Origin of the sequence: Cupriavidus phytohabitans, assembly GCF_000426345.1 — a bacterium.
Lineage (GTDB): Bacteria > Pseudomonadota > Gammaproteobacteria > Burkholderiales > Burkholderiaceae > Cupriavidus.
The window spans coordinates 25,351-43,977 of sequence record NZ_AUFE01000023.1; the positions used below are offsets into that span (position 1 = coordinate 25,351).

General features: G+C 65.8%; 18 protein-coding genes. 6 read left to right on the forward strand and 12 right to left on the reverse strand.

Annotated features, from left to right (window positions below):
• Window positions 1-27 precede the first annotated feature (27 nt).
• Both K309_RS0117795 and K309_RS0117800 read left to right on the forward strand, forming a co-directional pair.
• Entirely contained in the window at window positions 28-924 is an 897-nt protein-coding gene (locus tag K309_RS0117795; RefSeq protein WP_029047685.1) for an ABC transporter permease, read from the forward strand.
• A 1-nt stretch (window position 925) separates the two neighbouring features.
• Complete coding sequence (locus K309_RS0117800; RefSeq protein ID WP_029047686.1) at window positions 926-1,720, forward strand: ABC transporter ATP-binding protein; 795 nt, start codon at window positions 926-928, stop codon at window positions 1,718-1,720.
• 66 nt (window positions 1,721-1,786) lie between these two features.
• Here the strand turns inward: K309_RS0117800 and K309_RS0117805 are convergent, their stop codons facing one another.
• The 6 genes from K309_RS0117805 to K309_RS0117830 form a co-directional block, all read right to left on the reverse strand.
• Window positions 1,787-2,785 carry a tripartite tricarboxylate transporter substrate binding protein gene (locus tag K309_RS0117805; RefSeq protein WP_035877802.1) on the reverse strand — a complete coding sequence of 333 codons (999 nt, stop codon included), beginning with the start codon at window positions 2,783-2,785 and terminating at the stop codon, window positions 1,787-1,789.
• Window positions 2,786-2,918: 133 nt separating this feature from the next.
• Window positions 2,919-3,752, reverse strand: a complete 834-nt coding sequence (locus K309_RS0117810; RefSeq protein WP_029047688.1) for a phosphate/phosphite/phosphonate ABC transporter substrate-binding protein — start codon at window positions 3,750-3,752, stop codon at window positions 2,919-2,921.
• Window positions 3,749-4,750, reverse strand: a complete 1,002-nt coding sequence (locus K309_RS0117815) for an ornithine cyclodeaminase family protein (protein ID WP_029047689.1) — start codon at window positions 4,748-4,750, stop codon at window positions 3,749-3,751. The genes K309_RS0117810 and K309_RS0117815 overlap by 4 nt, the downstream gene beginning before the upstream one ends.
• A gap of 385 nt (window positions 4,751-5,135) precedes the next feature.
• Complete coding sequence (locus K309_RS0117820) at window positions 5,136-5,405, reverse strand: hypothetical protein (protein WP_029047690.1); 270 nt, start codon at window positions 5,403-5,405, stop codon at window positions 5,136-5,138.
• On the reverse strand, window positions 5,402-6,814 hold the full coding sequence (locus tag K309_RS0117825; protein WP_029047691.1) for a LutB/LldF family L-lactate oxidation iron-sulfur protein: 1,413 nt from the start codon (window positions 6,812-6,814) through the stop codon (window positions 5,402-5,404). Before K309_RS0117825 ends, K309_RS0117820 begins: the two co-directional genes overlap by 4 nt.
• Window positions 6,815-6,831: 17 nt before the next feature.
• Window positions 6,832-7,557 carry a (Fe-S)-binding protein gene (locus K309_RS0117830; protein ID WP_029047692.1) on the reverse strand — a complete coding sequence of 242 codons (726 nt, stop codon included), beginning with the start codon at window positions 7,555-7,557 and terminating at the stop codon, window positions 6,832-6,834.
• A 235-nt stretch (window positions 7,558-7,792) separates the two neighbouring features.
• Here K309_RS0117830 and K309_RS0117835 point away from each other — a divergent pair, with 235 nt between their 5' ends.
• From K309_RS0117835 to K309_RS0117845, 3 genes are all read left to right on the forward strand, one after another.
• The gene (locus tag K309_RS0117835) at window positions 7,793-8,578 is read left to right on the forward strand and encodes an IclR family transcriptional regulator (RefSeq protein ID WP_029047693.1); all 786 of its coding nucleotides are present in this window, start codon (window positions 7,793-7,795) and stop codon (window positions 8,576-8,578) included.
• A 158-nt stretch (window positions 8,579-8,736) separates the two neighbouring features.
• Complete coding sequence (locus K309_RS0117840; RefSeq protein WP_029047694.1) at window positions 8,737-9,465, forward strand: FadR/GntR family transcriptional regulator; 729 nt, start codon at window positions 8,737-8,739, stop codon at window positions 9,463-9,465.
• Window positions 9,466-9,487: 22 nt separating this feature from the next.
• Entirely contained in the window at window positions 9,488-10,900 is a 1,413-nt protein-coding gene (locus K309_RS0117845) for an FAD-binding oxidoreductase (protein WP_029047695.1), read from the forward strand.
• 63 nt (window positions 10,901-10,963) lie between these two features.
• Here K309_RS0117845 and pbpG read toward each other — a convergent pair whose 3' ends face one another.
• From pbpG to K309_RS0117870, 5 genes are all read right to left on the reverse strand, one after another.
• Window positions 10,964-12,178, reverse strand: coding sequence for a D-alanyl-D-alanine endopeptidase (pbpG, locus tag K309_RS0117850; protein ID WP_156914389.1), 1,215 nt, complete (start codon window positions 12,176-12,178; stop codon window positions 10,964-10,966).
• Between the two features lie 251 nt (window positions 12,179-12,429).
• Window positions 12,430-13,143: a nitroreductase gene (locus K309_RS0117855; protein WP_156914390.1), complete on the reverse strand. Its 714-nt coding sequence runs from the start codon at window positions 13,141-13,143 to the stop codon at window positions 12,430-12,432.
• Window positions 13,144-13,168: 25 nt separating this feature from the next.
• On the reverse strand, window positions 13,169-13,615 hold the full coding sequence (locus K309_RS0117860) for an acyl-CoA thioesterase (protein WP_029047698.1): 447 nt from the start codon (window positions 13,613-13,615) through the stop codon (window positions 13,169-13,171).
• Window positions 13,616-13,712: 97 nt separating this feature from the next.
• Entirely contained in the window at window positions 13,713-14,639 is a 927-nt protein-coding gene (locus K309_RS0117865; RefSeq protein ID WP_029047699.1) for a DMT family transporter, read from the reverse strand.
• Window positions 14,636-15,556: a histone deacetylase family protein gene (locus K309_RS0117870; protein WP_029047700.1), complete on the reverse strand. Its 921-nt coding sequence runs from the start codon at window positions 15,554-15,556 to the stop codon at window positions 14,636-14,638. The genes K309_RS0117865 and K309_RS0117870 overlap by 4 nt, the downstream gene beginning before the upstream one ends.
• A 359-nt stretch (window positions 15,557-15,915) precedes the next feature.
• On the opposite strand from K309_RS0117870, the gene phaP1 reads away from it, so the two are divergent.
• Window positions 15,916-16,494 carry a TIGR01841 family phasin PhaP1 gene (phaP1, locus tag K309_RS0117875; protein ID WP_029047701.1) on the forward strand — a complete coding sequence of 193 codons (579 nt, stop codon included), beginning with the start codon at window positions 15,916-15,918 and terminating at the stop codon, window positions 16,492-16,494.
• Window positions 16,495-16,855: 361 nt separating this feature from the next.
• Here the strand turns inward: phaP1 and lpdA are convergent, their stop codons facing one another.
• Window positions 16,856-18,622 carry a dihydrolipoyl dehydrogenase gene (gene lpdA, locus K309_RS0117880; RefSeq protein WP_029047702.1) on the reverse strand — a complete coding sequence of 589 codons (1,767 nt, stop codon included), beginning with the start codon at window positions 18,620-18,622 and terminating at the stop codon, window positions 16,856-16,858.
• Window positions 18,623-18,627 lie beyond the last annotated feature (5 nt).

An 18,627-nucleotide genomic window follows, 5' to 3' on the forward strand; every position in this document is an offset into this window, starting at 1 on the left:
CGCCGGCCCCCGCAACAGGATTCCCCCATGTCCCTTTTTTCCCTTCTGGGCGCCCTGGAGATCGGCCTGATCTTCAGCCTGGTGGCGCTCGGGGTGCTGATTTCCTTCCGCATCCTCAACTTTCCCGACCTGACCGTTGACGGCAGCTTCCCGCTGGGCGGCGCCGTTGCCGCGACGCTGATCGCGGCCGGCCAGGATCCCTTCCTGGCGACCGTGGTGGCGATCGCCGCCGGCGCGCTGGCAGGCTGGATCACCGGCTGGCTCAATGTCCGGCTCAAGATCATGGACCTGCTCGCCAGTATCCTGATGATGATCGCGCTGTACTCGGTCAACCTGCGCATCATGGGCCGCCCGAATGTGCCGCTGATCACCGAGCCGACCCTGTTCACCATCCTGCAGCCGGAATGGATGCCCGACTATGTGTTGCGTCCGCTGGTGCTGTTCATCGTGGTGGTGATCGCCAAGCTCGGCCTGGACTGGTTCTTCAGCTCGCAACTGGGCCTGGCGATGCGCGCCACCGGCGCCAATCCGCGCATGGCGCGGGCGCAGGGCATCCCCACCGGCCGCGCTACGCTGGCCGGCATGGCGCTGTCCAATGCGCTGGTGGCACTGGCCGGTGCGCTGTTCGCGCAGACCCAGGGCGGCTCGGACATCTCGATGGGCATCGGCACCATCGTGATCGGCCTGGCCGCGGTGATCATCGGCGAAACCGTGCTGCCGGCGCGTCGCCTGATCTGGACCACGCTGGCCGTGGTGCTGGGCGCCATCCTGTACCGCTTCTTCATTGCGCTGGCGCTGAACAGCGACTTCATCGGCCTGAAGGCGCAGGACCTGAACCTGGTCACCGCCGCGCTGGTGACGATCGCGCTGGTGCTGCCGGCCACGCGCAAGAAGCTGTTTGCCCGCAAGAACGGAGGTGCCTGAGATGCTGCGCGCACAAGACCTGAAGCTCACCTTCAACCCGGGCACTCCGATCGAGACCCGCGCGCTGCGCGGCCTCACGCTGGAAATCCCCAGCGGCCAGTTCGTCGCCGTGATCGGCTCCAACGGCGCCGGCAAGTCGACCTTCCTGAATGCGATCAGCGGCGACCAGATGGTCGACTCCGGCCGCATCACCATCGATGACACCGACGTCACCCGCCAGCCGGCCTGGGACCGCGCGCACCTGGTGGCGCGCGTGTTCCAGGACCCGATGGCCGGCACCTGCGAGGCGCTGACCATCGAGGAGAACATGGCGCTGGCGATGGCGCGCGGCGCGAAGCGGGGTTTCCGCCCGGCGCTGAACCGCGCCTCGCGCGAGCTCTTCCGCGAGAAGCTGCGGCTGCTGAACCTGGGGCTGGAAAACCGCCTGACCGACCGCATCGGCCTGCTCTCCGGCGGCCAGCGCCAGGCGGTGAGCCTGCTGATGGCATCGCTGCAGCCGTCGCGCATCCTGCTGCTGGACGAGCATACCGCCGCACTGGACCCGAAGACCGCCGCGTTCGTGCTGGAACTGACCGCGCGCATCGTCGAGGAAAGCAGGCTGACGACGATGATGGTGACGCACAGCATGCGCCAGGCGCTGGATTATGGCCAACGCACGGTGATGCTGCACCAGGGGCAGGTAGTGCTGGATGTTTCGGGTGACAAGCGCAAGGGGCTGGATGTGCCGGACCTGCTGAAGATGTTCGAGCAGACGCGGCATGAGCAGCTGGATGATGATGCGCTGTTGCTGGGGTGAAACCCCTGGCGCAAAAAGAAACGGGGAGCTTCGGCTCCCCGTTTCTTTGGCCTGGCGAACCGACGGCTAGTCGATCGTGATACGGCGCTGCTTGATCACTCCCGCCCACCGCGTACTCTCCTTCTGGATGGCCGCAGCCAGCTGCTGCGGCGTACCGCCCGCCGCCTCCATCCCCAGCGTCGCCAGCTTTTCCTTCAGCACCGCATCGGCCAGCACCGCGTCGACGTGCTGGCTGAGCTTGCGCACGACCTCAGGCGGCGTACCCGCCGGTGCCATCAACGCATACCATGACACCGCCTCGAACTTCGGGAAGCCCTGCTCCGCGATCGTCGGCACATCGGGCAGCACCGTCGAGCGCTGGGCGCTGGCCACGCCCAAGGCACGCAGCTTGCCGGCCTTGATGTAAGGCAGTGCCGCCGACAGCTGGGCGAACATCATCGTCACCTGCCCGCCGACCACATCGGTTATGGCGGGGCTCACGCCCTTGTACGGTACGTGGTTCAGCTTGACGTTGGCATCGAGCTGCAGCAGTTCGCCGGCCAGGTGCGCCTGGCTGCCGGCGCCGGGCGAGGCGAAGCTCAGTTCGCCGGGCTTCTGCGCGGCAAGCTTGAGCAGATCCGCCAGCGACCTGACAGGCGTGGCCGCGTTGACCACCAGCACGTTTTCAGCGGTGGCGAGCATCGCCACCGGCGCCAGGTCGGACTGCTTGTAAGGCAGGTTCGGCATCAGCGTGGGATTCACCGCGATATTGCCGACCGGCACCAGCGCGAGGGTGTAGCCATCGGGCGCGGCCTTGGCCACCATGTCGACACCAATGGTGCCGGCGGCGCCGGCCTTGTTCTCGACCAGCACGCTTTGGCCGGTGGCCTTGGCAACGCCTTCCCCGACGGCGCGCGCCAGCACGTCGGCCGGGCCACCGGCGGCGAATGGCACCACAATGCGCACCGGCTTGGCGGGATACGCCGGCGGCTGGGCATGCGCCGCCGCTGCGCCGAACCATGTCGCGCAGGCTGCCGCGCAAGCGAACAGGCACTGCGTGGCAAGGCGCCGGATGTCAGGATTCATGAAAGGATTCAAAGCAGCATTTACAGCGAATTTCATGACGGTTTCCCCAATTTGGCAGTAATCAGGCTATGGCTCCTCCACCGCGCGGGCAGTCTTGTTCTCGCCAATGGCCGTGTGCGGTCCGACGCGTTGCCTAGCCCGTGCCCCGCTCTCCGGCCGCGGGATCGGTCAGCGCAAAGCTCGCCAGATCCGCTTCGTTCGCCATCGCGGGCAGGCAGGCGTAGTCGGCGGGTTGCACCGCGGCGAAGCGCGCCAGCCCCAGCATGGCCAGCAGCGCGGCGCCCGCGGCATCCTCATGCATGCCCAGCAATGCCGCGCGCACGCGCGCACACTGCTGCGGATCGGCTCCCGCCGATGCGACCAGCACCGGGATCGGTGCGGGCGGCGTCAGCGCCAGCGTCTTCAGTTGCGCAACAAGCCCAGGGGCATAGCGGCGCAGCAGGTCCATCACATAGCTGTCGATCACCCCCACCTCAGCATCGCCTGCAAGCACGGCACCGATGACCTCGCTCGGCGTTGGCGTCACCATCGCAGCGGGCCGGTACAGCGCCCGCGTACCCGCCGGTGCCAGCCGCATCAGGTAATGGCGCGGCGCGTTATAGCCCGAGTTCGACTCAGGCAACATGCATGCCAGCCGCCCGCCGAAAGTCTGCGCCAGCGACTGCGCCGGCGCATCGGCGCGCATGATGAACTCCGTGAAGTACACTGGCCGTCCGTCGTAACGCGACCGCGACGGAACCGGCGCGGCCAGCAACTGCGGCGTTACCGGCGCGCTCGCGTACGGATAGCCGCACATGAACACGCAGCCGCAGTCCTGCCTCGCCCACAGCGCGTTAATCGGCTCTGGCGCGGGATGCCCGACATACGGCAACGCCACGCCCGCACGCTCGGACACGCGCGCCAGCAGTGCGCGCCATGCCCCTTCGGCCTGCGGCGTTACCGCGTACATGCGGGCATTGGCGATCATGCGTACACCAGCTTCTGGCCCAGCCCGCGCTGCCCGGCCTTCTTCAGGATGGCGTGTCCCAGCGCGATATCGCTCAGCGACAGGCCGCGGTGCCAGAACAGGTTGGTCTCGTCGTCGCTCTGGCGGCCCGGCTTGCGTCCGGCGGCGATCTCGCCCAGTTCGCCGTATAGCGTCTGTTCCGACAGCTTGCCCGCTTCGACATGCGCGCGCAGCGAGCCGAACATGCCGCCCTTGCACTGCCCCCAGTCGTCCACCACCATCCTCGTCATGATGTCGGTCAGCGACAACTCGACCGCGCTCATGGTGCCGTAGGGCACCACAAACGCGCCGGGCTTGATCCATTCGGTCTTGAGCATTGGCGTCGGGCGTTCCAGGCGCGAGGCCTCGACCACGATGTCGGCGCCACGCACGCACGACTCCCAGTCCTCGGTCACGACGATCTTCTTGCCGAGATCGCGCTCCAGCCGCGCGGCAAAGGCATTGCGGCTTTCCGGCCGGCGCGAATGCACGCGGATCTCGTCGAAGTCATAGAGGCTGTCGAGCAGGCGCACGTTCCAGTACGAGGTGCCGCGCGCGCCGATGTGGCCCAGCACCTTGCTGTCGCGGCGTGCCAGGTGCTTGGCGCCGAGCGCGGTCAGCGCGCCGGTGCGGGCATCGGTGATGAAGGTGGCATCGATCACCGCTACCGGCATGCCGGTGCGCGGATCGAACAGGTTCAGCATGGCCATCTCCGAAGGCAGGCCAAGCTTGTAGTTGTCGACGAAATCGCCGACGACCTTGACGCCGGCCAGCCCCAGCGGCGCCACGTAGCCGCGCAGCACGTTGAAGTGGCCGTTGAAGGCGGGATCCGGCATCAGGTGCACGCGCGGCTCGATCACGGTCTGGCCGTTGCCCTGCGCGACCAGTGCCTGCTCCACCGCCTCGATGATTTCGGCGTCGGTCATTTCCAGCCGCGCAATGTCCCGGCCGTTGAGGTAGGTAAGATGAATATCAGCCATACGGTCGCCGCCCTCCAGATCAGTGTGTGTGGTGTATCGATGGAGTCCAGTTTAGGTATGGCGCCATTGACTGTCATATGCTTATATGTCCGCCACCCTTAACATCAGGTTAATCCCACGAAAATGAACCTGCGCGCAAGCGAGGCGGTCGCTTGGCGAAGTCAAGGCGGTCTTTGAAGGGATCGAGCCTGCTGGCACGAGATGTTCGGCAACGCTGGCGACCGGCCCGGCATGCAGGTTCAGGTCGAGCGGGCCTGTGTGGCGGGGGCTTTGTGCAGGCGGAGCCGCTGTCGCGGCTGTCGCTGGAATTCGTGGAGACGCTGAAGGGATGATGAAGCGTTGCGCGGAAGGGGCCGCTGAAGGGCCCCGGCGAAGCGTTGCGGCCTCAGGCCGTTGCCGCCTTGTCCAGCCAGCGCGCCAGCTGGTCCGTCACCGCGCTGCTCGAGAACGAGCAGCTGTCCTGCGCAAACACTGCCGACATCTCCAGCCTGCGCAGCAGTTCTTCCATCGCCTGCCCATAGACAGGAGGCAGCGTCAGCCCGCTGCCGGCATCGCGCCATGCGCGCACGAGTTCCTGCGCGGGCATCGACCCGGTAACGTGCTGGTCCAGTGCGGCGCGCATGCGCGCCAGCGTTTCCGTGTTGGCTGCGCTCATGAACGCGCCCTCCTTTCCTTGTAGAGTTCGCGGAACGTGCGGCCCGACGGGGCCGGCATGTCGCGGGTTTCGGTCCAGCCCTTGCCGGCCATCGGCAGGCTGGTGATCAGCCGGTTGCCGCCGCCCATGCGGCCCAGCAGCCAGGCACCGATGCGCGTGGCAAAGGCATACAGGTCGGGCCGCTTCGCCACGTAGCCCCAGGCCTTCAGCGCAAACCGCTCCTGCCACGGCCGCAGACCGCGTTCCATCTGCTTCTCGCGCAGCTTGCGCAGCAGATCCGACAGCGGGATAGAAGCCGGGCAGACCCGGTTGCACTCGCCGCACAGGGTCGCCGCCTGCGGCAGGTCCACCGCATTCGCCAGGCCTACGTAGCTGGGCGTCAGCACGCTGCCCATCGGCCCCGGATAGACCCAGCCATAGGCATGGCCGCCGATCTTCTGGTAGACCGGGCAATGGTTCATGCACGCGCCGCAGCGGATGCAGCGCAGCATCTCCTGGAAGTCTCCGCCGATCAGCCCCGAGCGGCCGCCGTCGACCAGTACGAAGTACATATGATCGGGGCCGTCGCGTTCGCCTTCGGCGCGCGGGCCGGTCAGCAGCGAGAAATAGTTGGAGATCGCCTGGCCAGTGGCCGAACGCGGCAGCAGGCGCATGACCGTGGCCAGGTCTTCCAGCGTCGGCAACACCTTCTCGATGCCGGTCACGGCCACGTGCACGCGCGGCATCACCGTGCACATGCCTTCGTTGCCTTCGTTGGTGACCACCGCCACCGAGCCGGTCTCGGCGATGATGAAGTTGCCGCCGGTCACGCCCATGTCGGCGCTCAGGAATTCGGGGCGCAGCACTTCGCGCGCCTCGCGGGTCATCTCCGGGATGTCGGTCAGGCGCGGCTTGTGGTGGACTTTGGCGAACAGGTCGGCGATCTCGTCCTTGTCCTTGTGCACCACCGGCGCAATGATGTGCGACGGCGGCTCCGAGTCGTTGATCTGCAGGATGTACTCGCCGAGGTCGGTCTCGATACTCTGCACGCCCATCTCGCCCAGCACCTGGTTCAGGCGCATTTCCTCGGTCACCATCGACTTGCTCTTGATGACCTTCTTCACGCCGTGCTTCTGCGCGATCTCGGCGACCAGGCGCGCGGCGTCGGCGGTGGTCTCGGCGAACAGCACCGTGGCGCCGCGCCTGGTAGCGTTCTGCTCGAACGTCGCCAGCCAGACGTCGAGGTCTTCGAGCGCGCGGTTGCGGCGTTCCTTCAGCGCCTCGCGCGTCGCGTCGAAGTCGATGTCGCGGATGGCATCGGCGCGTGCCGTGACGAACTTGGTCGAGAGCTTCTTCAGGTTCTGCTGCAGGCGCTGGTCGGCCAGCTTCTGGCCGGCGCGCGCCTTGAATTCCATGCTGTGGACTTGCATCGTGGCGTCTCTCGTGGTCAGGCGTCGCCGGCCAGCACCTGGGCGATATGCAGCACGCGGGTCTGGCTGTCGCCGGTGCGGCGCAGCCGGCCTTCGATATTGAGGATGCAGCCGAGGTCGCCCAGCACCACCGCGCCAGCGCCGCTGGCTTTGATGTTGGCGCACTTCTCGTCGACGATGGCCGTCGAGATATTGCCGTACTTGACCGAGAAGGTGCCGCCGAAGCCGCAGCAGGCTTCGCAGTCCTTCATCTCGGTCAGCTGCACGCCGGGCAGGCGCGACAGCAGCTCGCGCGGCTGCTGCTTGATACCCAGCTCGCGCAAGCCGGAACAGGAGTCATGGTAGGTAATGTGCCCGGCAAAGCTGGACGGCAGCGTCTCGACGCGCGCCACGTTGACCAGGAAATCGGTCAGCTCGTACACCCGTTCCCGCAGGCGCGCATAGCGGCCGTTCAATTCCGGATCGTCGCGCAGCAGGTCGCCGTAGTGGTGGCTGATCATGCCGCCGCAGCTTCCCGACGGGACCACGATGTAGTCGAACATCTCGAACTCGCGCAGGAATTTCTCGGCGAGATCCCGCGAGACGGCGCGCTCGCCCGAGTTGTACGCCGGCTGGCCGCAGCAGGTCTGCGCCTCGGGCACCATGACCTCGTAGCCGGCGGCTTCCAGCAGCTTGAGCACCGAAAATCCGATCTCCGGACGCATCAGGTCCACCAGGCAGGTGGCGAACAGACCGACTCGCATTGTTGGCTTCTCCAGACCCCAAAAACCCCGCAATTATGCGCGCCTTGGACCGCGCGTGGCGCACAAACGGTTCATCGCCGCATTGAATCCGGTGCAAATCAGATCACTTTGCCGGATGACATCACCCCAGGATTCTTACGGTAATGTCATTTCACCTATTGAAATTTTCACGATGCGAGATAGAATCAGGCAAACGCATAAAAATGCCGCAAAGCAACATTTCTCTCTCCTAGCTATGTCCGAAGCAGACAAGTCACCGGGCAAGACGTCCATCCAGGTCATCGAGCGCATGATGACGCTGCTGGACGCCCTCGCCCAGCACGCCGACCCGGTCAGCCTGAAAGAGCTGTCGCTGGCCACAGGCCTGCACCCCTCGACCGCCCACCGCATCCTTAACGACATGGTGGCCTGCCGTTTCGTCGATCGCTCCGATCCGGGCAGCTACCGTCTTGGCATGCGCCTGCTGGAACTGGGCAACCTGGTCAAGGCGCGCCTGTCGGTGCGCGACGCCGCGCTGGCGCCGATGCGCGCGCTGCACCGCGTCACCGGGCAGACGGTCAACCTGTCGGTGCGACAGGGCGACGAGATCGTGTATATCGAGCGCGCCTATAGCGAGCGCTCCGGCATGCAGGTGGTGCGCGCCATCGGCGGCCGTGCGCCGCTGCACCTGACCTCGGTCGGCAAGCTGTTCCTGGCCGCCGACGAGTCGGCGCGCGTTCGCAACTACGCCACCCGCACCGGGCTGGCCGGACATACCCGGACCTCGATCACCGACCTGACCAAGCTGGAGCGCGAGCTGAACTGGGTCCGCACCAACGGCTATGCCCGCGACAACGAAGAGCTGGAACTGGGCGTGCGCTGCATTGCCGCCGGCATTTACGACGACTCGCGCCGGCTGGTGGCGGGCCTGTCACTGTCTGCCCCGGCCGACCGGCTCCAGGACAGCTGGCTGCAGAACCTGAAGGAAACCGCGCTGCAGATCTCGCGCGGCATGGGCTACGTATCAGAAGCCGCTGCCTGAGCGCAGCTTCGTTCCGCCAGCGCCACGACGCGCGGGCCGCCAGCGATGGCGCCCCGCGCGTTTTTTTTGCATCCGGCGCCGGACATATCAGAATCAGGCTCAACACTAACGTTTACCCTTAGTTTTCAGATAACCAGCAAACCTTATAATCGCCCCCCATGCGAACCCGTGCCGTCACCCTCACCGAACAGGTCACCCGCCAGGTGCGCGCCGATATCGAAAGCGGCGCGTACCCGGTCGGCACCCGGCTGCCGACCGGCAAGCAGCTCTCGGAGCAGTACGGCGTCAGCGCCGCGGTGATACGCGAAGTCACCGAGCATCTGCGTTCGCAGGGCTTTGTCGAGACGCGCCAGGGTGTCGGCTGCACCGTGCGCTCGCGCACCGGCGCGGCGGGATTCCAGCTGCCGCGCGAGCCCGATATCGACGCCGCCGGCCTGGCGGACCTGTATGACCTGCGCATCGACCTGGAGGGCGCCGCGGCCGCACTGGCGGCGGTGCGCCGCACCGATGACGACATCGCCGCGCTGGCAGGGCTGCTGCAGCGGCTGCATGCCCACCTCTACGACGGGCAGCCGGCAGCCGATATCGACGCGGCCTTCCATATCGGCATCGCCGCGGCGACGCATAACCCGTACTACCGCCAGTTGCTGCAGTACCTGAACCTGCAGCTGCACCAGGCGGTCGCCACCGCGCGCGCCAACACGCTGCGCCAGCCTGGGCTGGCCGAAGGCGTGCATGGCGAGCATGAAGCCATCGTCGACGCGATCCGCCGCGGCGACGCCGAAGCGGCCCGGAGCGCGGCGGTCACCCACCTGCAGAACGCGGCGCGGCGTCTTGGCCTGACGCTGCGCGCGCGTGCCGCCACCCCGTCCCTCGCACAGTCCTGACACCACGGAAACACGGAACAACATGCAAACCGCTCAACTCGCCCAACGCCTCACCGAAGCGCTCGGTGCCGACACTGTCCTGACCAACCCGGACGACATCGCACCGTGGCTGTCGGACTGGCGCGGCATCTATCGCGGGCAGGCACAGGCAGTAGTGCGTCCGCGCAATGTGGAACAAGTCTCGCGCACACTGGCGCTGTGCCAGCAGGCAGCGGCACCAGTGGTGCCGCGCGGCGGCAATACCGGCCTGTGCGGCGGCGCCACGCCCGACGCGCAGGCCGCCAACGTGGTGCTGAGCCTGGACCGCATGAACGCGGTACGTTCGCTCGACACCATCGCCAATACCATGGTGGCCGAAGCCGGCTGCATCCTCGGCAACCTGCGCCGTGCCGCACAGGAAGCCAACCGGCTGCTGCCCCTTTCGCTGGCGGCCGAGGATTCGTGCCAGATCGGCGGCAACCTTGCCACCAATGCCGGCGGCGTCAACGTGGTGCGCTACGGCATGACGCGCGAACTGGTACTTGGCGTGGAAGCCGTGCTGCCCAACGGCGAGGTGTTCAACGGCTTGCGCACGCTGCGCAAGGACAACACCGGCTACGACCTGAAGCAGCTGCTGATCGGCTCGGAAGGCACGCTGGGCGTGATCACGGCGGCGGCGTTGCGGCTGTTCCCGCGCACCGATACGCGCAGCGTGGTACTGGCGGCGGTTGCCTCGCCGGCGCAATCGCTGGAACTGTATGCACTGCTGTTCGCGCAATGCGGCGCGCGCCTGCAGGCGTTCGAGTTCTTTACCGGCGATTGCCTGGACCTGGTGCTGGTGCACGCGGAAGGCGTGCAGGAACCGTTCGCGCAGCGCTACCCGGCCTATGTGCTGGTGGAACTGGCGGACACCACGGATGAGGACGCACTCAACGCGCTGCTGGAGCGCGTGATCGGCGAAGCGCTGGAGCGCGAACTGTGCCTGGACGCGGCGGTCTCGGCATCGCTGGCGCAGTTGCAGGCGATGTGGAAACTGCGCGAGGAAATCTCCGAAGCGCAGCGCGCCGATGGCCCGCACCTGAAGCACGACGTGTCGCTGCCGATCGAGCAGATCCCGGCGTTCATGACGTCAATGGAAAGCCGCCTGCGCGCGCTCGACCCGGCGATCCGGCCTTTTGTCTTCGGCCACTTCGGCGATGGCAACCTGCACTACAACCTGTCGCGCCCGGCCGGCGCCACCAGGGACTGGGCAGCGACCCATGGCGATGCGGTCACTGACGCGGTGCTGGATGAAGTGATGCGCTACGGCGGCAGCATCAGCGCCGAGCACGGCATCGGCCAGCTCAAGCGCCATGCCTTCCTGGCGCTCAAGGATCCGCTGGAGTTGCGGCTGATGCGGGAGATCAAGGCGGTGTTCGATCCGGCCGGGATCATGAACCCCGGCAAGCTGCTCTGAGCGCTGTCGCGCTGGCAAAAAAAACGCGCCGGGCTCCGGCGCGTTTTCATTGCAGGTCAGCGATCAGATGCCGCGAGCCTGCTGCGAAGCCAGGATCGCGTGCGCGCCGCCCGGGCGCTGCGTCAGGTTAGGGGAAGAGGGAAAGCCGTGCGGCTGCGACGGCGAATGCTCGAGCCAGTCCTTGACCCGGTTGGCATCGGCAAAACGCGACAGCTTGCCCGCCGAATCCAGGAACACCATCACCACGTTGCGGCCCTGCACGCGCGCCTGCATCACCAGGCACTGGCCTGCCTCGGAGATAAAGCCAGTCTTCTGCAGGCCGATCTCCCAGTTGCCGCCGCGCACCAGGCGGTTGGTGCTGACATAGTGCTGCGTGCGGCCCATCACGTTGACTTCATGCTCGGTCTGGGTCGAGAACTCGCGGATGGTCGGGTTGCGGTACGCGGCATTGACCATGCGCACCAGGTCCATCGCGCTCGACACATTGCTGCTCGACAGGCCACTCGAGTCGACGAAATGGCTGTCGTTCATGCCCAGCTCGCGCGCCTTGCGGTTCATCGCCTGCACGAAAGCCGGCAGCCCGCCCGGATAGTGGCGGCCCAGCGCCGAGGCGGCGCGGTTCTCGGACGACATCAGCGCCAGCAGCAGCAGTTCCTGGCGGGTCAGCTGCGTACCGAAGCGCAGGCGCGAGCTGCTGTGCTTCTCGGTGTCGCGATCGTCCTCGGTGATGGTCAGCACCTCGTCCATCGGCAGGCGCGCGTCCATCACCACCAGCGCGGTCATCAGCTTGGTGATCGAGGCGATCGGCAGCACGGCCGAGGCGTTCTTCTGGAACAGCACCTCGTTGGAGCCCTGGTCCATCACCAGCGCCACGCTGGAGCGCAGCGCCAGTGCGTCTTCGGTATCGCGCAGCCCCATCGCCTCGCCCAGCGACGGCTTGGCCGGCGTGAACACGGCGCGCACCGGCGCGGCGCGATGCGCGGCCACGACCTGGCGCTTGCCGTTTTTCAGCACGATCACCTTGCGGCCGGAACCGGCTTCACTCCTGGCGACCCTGCTGCTGCGCGACTTCGCGGACACAGTCTTGGAAGCGGATTTTTTGGTGACTTTAGCGGTAGTTGCCTGCTTTTTAGACGCTTTTTGCGTACTTGCAGACTTGCTGGCAGCCTCAGCGACGGGAGCTGCAACCATCGACACCGACACCAGCACCGCGGCGGCAACGGCGGACAAGGGCGTGGAGCCGAAGAATCTGGAAAAAATGGAATCAGACCGAAACATGATTCGTTCAGCGCATCAGGAATGGCGCTAGTGTAGGAAATTAAGAAATTGTTAGCAAGATTAAAGACTTACAGACGCTCCTTAAAGTTCGATTTGCAAACATTTCCACATGGTGGAAAAAGTTGACCTCAGGTCACGTTCGCAAACGAACTGCATTCGCTCCGCCTTGCTCACCCCAGTAACAATTGCGGCCAGTACGGCATTTCGCTCTCTATATCGGCAGCAATCGTTACACATTGATACAAACCTCTCTATGAGAGGAAACGCGCAAACCCGCTTACCGGCTCCCGTTCGGTGGCCAGGCGGTTTTCCGGCGCGTCCGGATCCGCAAACCCCAGCGACATGCCGCACACCACCATTTCTTCGGGTGGCAGCAGCAAATGGCTGCCAATGATCTTGTGGAACTGCGTGAACGCCGCCTGCGGGCAGGTATCCAGCCCGCGCCCCCGCGCGGCAACCATGATGCTTTGCAGGAACATGCCGTAGTCGAGCCAGCTGCCCTGCTCCATGATGCGATCGATGGTGAAGATCATGCCCACCGGCGCATCGAAGAAACGGAAATTGCGCGCGTGCTGCTCATGCATGCGCGCCTTGTCCTCGCGGCTGATCTCAAGCAGGCCATACAGGTCCCAGCCCACCTTGCGCCGCCTCGCCAGGTACGGGTTGGCCCATTCGCGGGGATAGTACGGGTATTCCTCCAGGTACTTGGCATCGCGCTCAGGGTCGTCGTAAGCGGCAAGGACATCGGCGCACAGCTTTGCCTTGGCCTCGCCCGACAGGACATAGACCCGCCAAGGCTGCGTATTGGTGCCGGAGGGGGCGCGGCTGGCGACGGCCAGGATCTCTTCCACGGTCTCGCGCGGCACGGGCGTATCGAGAAAGGCCGGCACCGAACGCCGCGTCAGGATCGCGCGATCCACACACGCCACGGCGTCCTGCGAACCCGGTTGCATCTCGAGGGACATCTTGTTCGTCTCCATCGCCCCGCCCTCACCCTTGCGCGCCTGCGACCGCCAGCGGCAGCAGCGCCTCGCGCAGCGGCGCCGGCAGCGGTACCGGCCGGCGCGTGGCGCGATCGACATAGACGTGGATGAAATGCCCCTGCGCGGCGGCAACCTCGTTGTCGCCGCTGAACAGGCCGACCTCATAGCGCACGCTCGACGTGCCGAGCCTGGCGACGCGCAAGCCTGCGACCACGGTCTCCGGGAAGCTGAGCGACGAGAAGTAATTGCACTGCGTCTCGATCACCAGCCCGATGGTCTTGCCCGACTCGAGATCGAGCGCCCCCTGCCGGATCAGGTAGGTATTCACCACGGTGTCAAAATAACTGTAGTAGACAACGTTGTTAACGTGGCCATAGACATCGTTATCCATCCAACGCGTCGTGATCGGCTGGAAGTACGGATAGGCACTGCGCGGCTCGGCTTGTGGTTTCATGGGGCGAGGAAGGAACTGGGCAGGAACGGAAAGTGGAATCGGAGTGCGCCAGGGCAACTGTTGACGCGTTCGCAACCGCAACACGAACGCACCAGCGCTACCTGCGGATGACCAGTGCCACGCCTAACGCAGCAAGCACCATGCCGGCGGCGGCGAGCGGCGGGAAGCGTTCGCCGAAGAGCAGCCAGGCCATCACGGCGGTGGTCGGTGGCGTCAGATACATGAGGCTAGACACCCTGGTCGCCGCACCTTGGCGGATCAGCAGGAACAGCAGCGAGATGGCGCCGATCGACAACGCCACCACCAACCACGCCAGCGCGCCGATCATGGCGGCGGTCCACTGCACTTCGCGGGTCTCGAACAGGAACATGAACGGCAGGCAGGCCAGCGCGGCGGCGCCGAACTGGATCACGGATCCCATGCGCAGGTCGAACACCGGGCAGAAGTGCTTCTGGTAGACGGTGCCGACGGTAATGCTGATCAGCGCGCCGACCGCCAGCGCCAGGCCTGCCGGCGTCAGCGCGCTGGTGCCGAGCTTGTTGGCCACCACCAGCGCCACGCCGGCGATGCCCAGCAGCAAGCCCAGCCACTGGTGCCCGCTGATGCGCTCGCCCAGCCGTGCGGCGATCAGCGCGGTCAGGATCGGCTGCATGCCTGCGATCAGCGCCGACACGCCGGCCGGCATGCCGAGCCTGATCGCCGCCCACACGCCGCCGAGGTAGCCGGCCTGCAGCAGCAAGCCCGCCACGGCAAGATGGCCGACCATGCGCCAGTCGGCATGCGCCGTGCCCGCCGCGCGCGGCAACGGCACGCCGGCCAGCAGCACGAACGGCACCATCAGCACCAGCACGCCGACAAAGCGCAGAAACAGGAATGTCATCGGTTCCGCGTACGGCATGCCGTACTTGGCGACGATGAAGCCGGTGCTCCAGATCAGCACGAACAGCCACGGCATCGCCGCCACCCATGCCGTCCGGCGGGCGGCGGCATCGGCCGTGCGGCCGGGTTCTGCGGCGGCGCTCATGACGCCGCCGCCAGCACGCCGTGGCGGGCATGGTATTGCGCGGCCAGGCGCACGGTCTGCGCATGGACCGCGACCGTGTCTTCGATCTGGTTACCGTAGCCGCCGGCCATCGCCACCGCTACCGGGAGGCCACGCGCCATGGCGGCGTCGAATACCAGCCGGTCACGCCGTGCCAAACCAGCGAAGGTCAGTTTGAGCCGCCCGAGCCGGTCGCCCTCGTGCGGATCGGCGCCGGCCAGGTAGATCAGCAGGTCGGGCGCGAAGCGGCTGAACAGCGTATCCAGCGCCACCTGCAACGAATGCGCATAGGCGTCGTCGTCGCAGCCGTCCGGCAGCCCGACGTCGAGGTCGCTGGCTTCCTTGCGGAACGGATAGTTCTTCTCGCCGTGCAGCGACAGCGTGAACGCAGAGGGATCGCCTTGCAGGATCGACGCCGTGCCGTTGCCCTGGTGCACGTCGAGATCGACCACCGCCACGCGGCGCACGTCGCCGTCGCGCTGCAGCACGCGCGCCGCGATGGCCGCGTCGTTGAACACGCAGAAGCCGCCACCCTTGTCGGCATACGCGTGGTGCGTGCCGCCGGCGAGGTTCACGGCAATGCCTTCGCGCAAGGCTGCCCGGCACGCTTCAATGGTGGCGCCGGCGGAGCGCCGCGAGCGCTCGACCATGGCTTCGGACCACGGGAAGCCGATTTCGCGCTGGCGGGCAGCATCCAGCGTGCCATCGGAAGCGGCCTGGACGTATTCCGGCGTATGCGCCAGCAGCAGCGCATCGTCGCCGGCGCGCGGCGCCTCGGCCAGGCGCAAGCCAGGGATCTGGGTTGCAACTGTGTCGCGCAGCATGCTGTACTTGCGCATCGGGAAACGGTGTCCCGGCGGCAGCGGCAACACGAAATGGTCGGCGTAGAAGGCAAGCATGGATCGGCCTGTGCGGTTCTGTTCACGTCTTGTCGGTTTCGCAGGCGGCGGCCAGCCGTACAGCGAGGGAATCCGCGATGGTAGCACCGCTCACCGCACCTCGCCGCCTAGCCAAAATGGCTGCTGCGGCACAAATACCAGCACAGCGGCCCAATATTTTTGTGCAACGCACAAAATGCGCTTGACATTAAACCTGGCTTCCCTAGAATTGGAATTGTTGCGGCGCATCAAACCATCGGGCGCGGCACACAACCACCCACCTACGCCTGGGCTGGCCGAAGCGGGACACACCGTCACGGCCTTGACATCTAGGCGGCTTATTTTTGCTTGACCTTGAAGTTCACCACTGGAGACCAGCAATGATCCTGACCCCGGAACAAGTCGCAGCAGCGCAAAAAGCAAACCTGGAAACGCTGTTCGGCCTGACTACCAAGGCATTTGAAGGCGTCGAAAAGCTTGTCGAACTGAACCTGCAGGTCGTGAAGACCACGTTGGCCGAAAACGTGGAAAATGCCAAGAAGGCCCTGTCGGCCAAGGACGCACAGGAACTGCTGGCCCTGCAGGCCGCAGCCGTGCAGCCGGTCGCCGAGAAGACCCTGGCTTACACCCGTCACCTGTACGAAATCGCTTCGGAAACCCAGAGCGAGTTCACCAAGGTGGCCGAGGCCCAACTGGCCGAAGGCTCGAAGAACGTGCAGGCGCTGGTCGAGAACTTCGCCAAGAACGCCCCGGCCGGTTCGGAATCGACCGTGGCCATCGTGAAGTCGGCGATCTCGGCTGCCAACAACGCCTACGAGTCGGTGCAGAAGGCGACCAAGCAAGCCGTGGAAATCGCTGAAACCAACTTCCAGGCCGCTGCTTCCGCCGCCACCAAGGCTGCCCAGCAAGCCAGCGCCACGGCCCGTACGGCCACGGCGAAGAAGGCTACGGTTGCCTGATAGCTGTTTGCCTTGACGATGGACCGGCTCCGGCCGGTCCGTTGGCAAAGCGCATTGATACGGCATCTTGCCGGTGCGTTTTGCCAACGATGATGGTGGTGTCCCGACCGAGGATAGCGGCACTGCCTAGTCTGCCGATGTCTCCTCGGTACCGCGGTCTCCTTGTCCAAAGGTATCGTTAAAGCCTGGCCTGCAGAGGCCGGGCTTTTTTTTTGCCCGTTTCGTTCTTCCTTCCCGCTTGTATAAGGCCCCGCCCCGCTGGCTCCATCCGTTGGTGGGTTTGACTTCTGGCGGTTAATTGCATTAACAGGGCAAAAAAGAACCCGCCCGAAGGCGGGTTCTGCGTTTCCGTCGGGAACGCTCAGCGCTTGCGCGGCGGCGGCACGTCGGTACACGTGCCTTCGTAGATCTCCGCCGCCATGCCGATCGATTCGCCCAGCGTCGGGTGCGGGTGGATGGTCTTGCCGATATCCACCGCATCCGCGCCCATCTCGATCGCCAGGCACACTTCGCTGATCAGGTCGCCGGCATGCATACCGACGATACCGCCGCCGATCACGCGATGCGTTTCCTCGTCGAAGATCAGCTTGGTAAAGCCCTCGTCGCGGCCGTTGGCAATGGCGCGGCCCGAAGCGGCCCACGGGAACACACCCTTGCTGTACTTGATGCCCTGCGCCTTGCACTCGTCTTCGGTCAGGCCGGCCCAGGCCACTTCCGGATCGGTAAAGGCCACCGACGGGATCTGCTTGGCATCGAAGAATGCCTTCTCGCCATGCGCGGCTTCCGCGGCCACGTGGGCTTCATGCACCGCCTTGTGCGCCAGCATCGGCTGGCCCACGACGTCGCCGATCGCGAAGATATGCGGCACGTTGGTGCGCATCTGCTTGTCGACGTTGATAAAGCCGCGGTCGGTCACGGCCACGCCCGCCTTCTCGGCGGCGATGCGCTTGCCGTTGGGCGCGCGGCCCACCGACACCAGCACCAGGTCGTAGCGCTGCGCCTCGGACGGCGCCTGCTCGCCCTCGAACTTGACGTAGATGCCATCCGGCTTGGCTTCCACCCCGACGGTCTTGGTATTCAGCATGACCTTGCCGAAGCGGTCCTTGTTCTTCTTTTCCCAGACCTTGACCAAATCGCGGTCGGCACCGCCCATCAGGCCCGGCAGCATTTCGACGACATCGATCTCGGCGCCCAGCGTGCTGTACACCGTGGCCATTTCCAGACCGATGATGCCACCGCCGATGACCAGCATCTTGTTGGGCACTTCCGGCAGTTCGAGCGCGCCGGTCGAGTCGACGATGCGCGGGTCTTCCGGAATGAACGGCAGCTTCACCGGCTGGCTGCCGGCGGCAATGATGGCCTTCTCGAAGCGGATCACGGTCTTCTTGCCAGTGCTGCGCTTGCCCTCGCCCTCGGTCAGCTCGACTTCCATGTGGTGCGGATCGAGGAAGTTGCCGATGCCGCGCACCACCTGCACCTTGCGCGCCTTGGCCATGCCGGCCAGGCCGCCGGTCAGCTTGCCGACTACCTGGTTCTTGTAGTGGCGCAGGCCGTCGAGGTCGATCTTGGCTTCGCCGAACAGGATGCCGTGGGCGGCCAGCGCCTTGGCTTCGTCGATCACGGCGGCGTTGTGCAGCAGCGCCTTGGAGGGGATGCAGCCCACGTTCAGGCAGACGCCGCCAAGCGTGCTGTAGCGTTCCACCAGCACCGTGTTCATGCCCAGGTCGGCAGCACGGAAGGCGGCCGAGTAGCCGCCAGGGCCAGCGCCCAGCACCAGCATGTCGCACTGGATGTCGGCACCGCCGCCATGCGTTGCCGCGGCCGGTGCCGCGGCGGCCGGCGCAGGGGCCGGAGCCGGAGCTTGAGCGGGCGCCGGTGCAGCGGCGGCTGCCTGGGCCTCCACGGTGCAGATCACCGCGCCCTGGCCGACCTTGTCGCCCACCTTGACCTTGACCTCCACCACCTTGCCTGCTGCCGACGACGGCACGTCCATGCTCGCCTTGTCGGACTCCAGCACGATCAGGGACTGCTCCAGCTCGACCGTATCGCCGGCCTTGACCAGTACCTCGATCACTTCCACCGCGTCGAAATCGCCGATATCCGGCACCTTGACTTCGATCACACTCATATTTG

Bases quoted from the DNA above. Each gene is read 5' to 3' on its own strand.
- K309_RS0117795 (WP_029047685.1), top strand. From the start codon at position 28: ATGTCCCTTTTTTCCCTTCTGGGCGCCCTGGAGATCGGCCTGATCTTC.
- K309_RS0117800 (WP_029047686.1), top strand. From the start codon at position 926: ATGCTGCGCGCACAAGACCTGAAGCTCACCTTCAACCCGGGCACTCCG.
- K309_RS0117805 (WP_035877802.1), bottom strand. From the start codon at position 2,785: ATGAATCCTGACATCCGGCGCCTTGCCACGCAGTGCCTGTTCGCTTGC.
- K309_RS0117810 (WP_029047688.1), bottom strand. From the start codon at position 3,752: ATGATCGCCAATGCCCGCATGTACGCGGTAACGCCGCAGGCCGAAGGG.
- K309_RS0117815 (WP_029047689.1), bottom strand. From the start codon at position 4,750: ATGGCTGATATTCATCTTACCTACCTCAACGGCCGGGACATTGCGCGG.
- K309_RS0117820 (WP_029047690.1), bottom strand. From the start codon at position 5,405: ATGAGCGCAGCCAACACGGAAACGCTGGCGCGCATGCGCGCCGCACTG.
- K309_RS0117825 (WP_029047691.1), bottom strand. From the start codon at position 6,814: ATGCAAGTCCACAGCATGGAATTCAAGGCGCGCGCCGGCCAGAAGCTG.
- K309_RS0117830 (WP_029047692.1), bottom strand. From the start codon at position 7,557: ATGCGAGTCGGTCTGTTCGCCACCTGCCTGGTGGACCTGATGCGTCCG.
- K309_RS0117835 (WP_029047693.1), top strand. From the start codon at position 7,793: ATGTCCGAAGCAGACAAGTCACCGGGCAAGACGTCCATCCAGGTCATC.
- K309_RS0117840 (WP_029047694.1), top strand. From the start codon at position 8,737: ATGCGAACCCGTGCCGTCACCCTCACCGAACAGGTCACCCGCCAGGTG.
- K309_RS0117845 (WP_029047695.1), top strand. From the start codon at position 9,488: ATGCAAACCGCTCAACTCGCCCAACGCCTCACCGAAGCGCTCGGTGCC.
- pbpG (WP_156914389.1), bottom strand. From the start codon at position 12,178: ATGTTTCGGTCTGATTCCATTTTTTCCAGATTCTTCGGCTCCACGCCC.
- K309_RS0117855 (WP_156914390.1), bottom strand. From the start codon at position 13,143: ATGTCCCTCGAGATGCAACCGGGTTCGCAGGACGCCGTGGCGTGTGTG.
- K309_RS0117860 (WP_029047698.1), bottom strand. From the start codon at position 13,615: ATGAAACCACAAGCCGAGCCGCGCAGTGCCTATCCGTACTTCCAGCCG.
- K309_RS0117865 (WP_029047699.1), bottom strand. From the start codon at position 14,639: ATGAGCGCCGCCGCAGAACCCGGCCGCACGGCCGATGCCGCCGCCCGC.
- K309_RS0117870 (WP_029047700.1), bottom strand. From the start codon at position 15,556: ATGCTTGCCTTCTACGCCGACCATTTCGTGTTGCCGCTGCCGCCGGGA.
- phaP1 (WP_029047701.1), top strand. From the start codon at position 15,916: ATGATCCTGACCCCGGAACAAGTCGCAGCAGCGCAAAAAGCAAACCTG.
- lpdA (WP_029047702.1), bottom strand. From the start codon at position 18,622: ATGAGTGTGATCGAAGTCAAGGTGCCGGATATCGGCGATTTCGACGCG.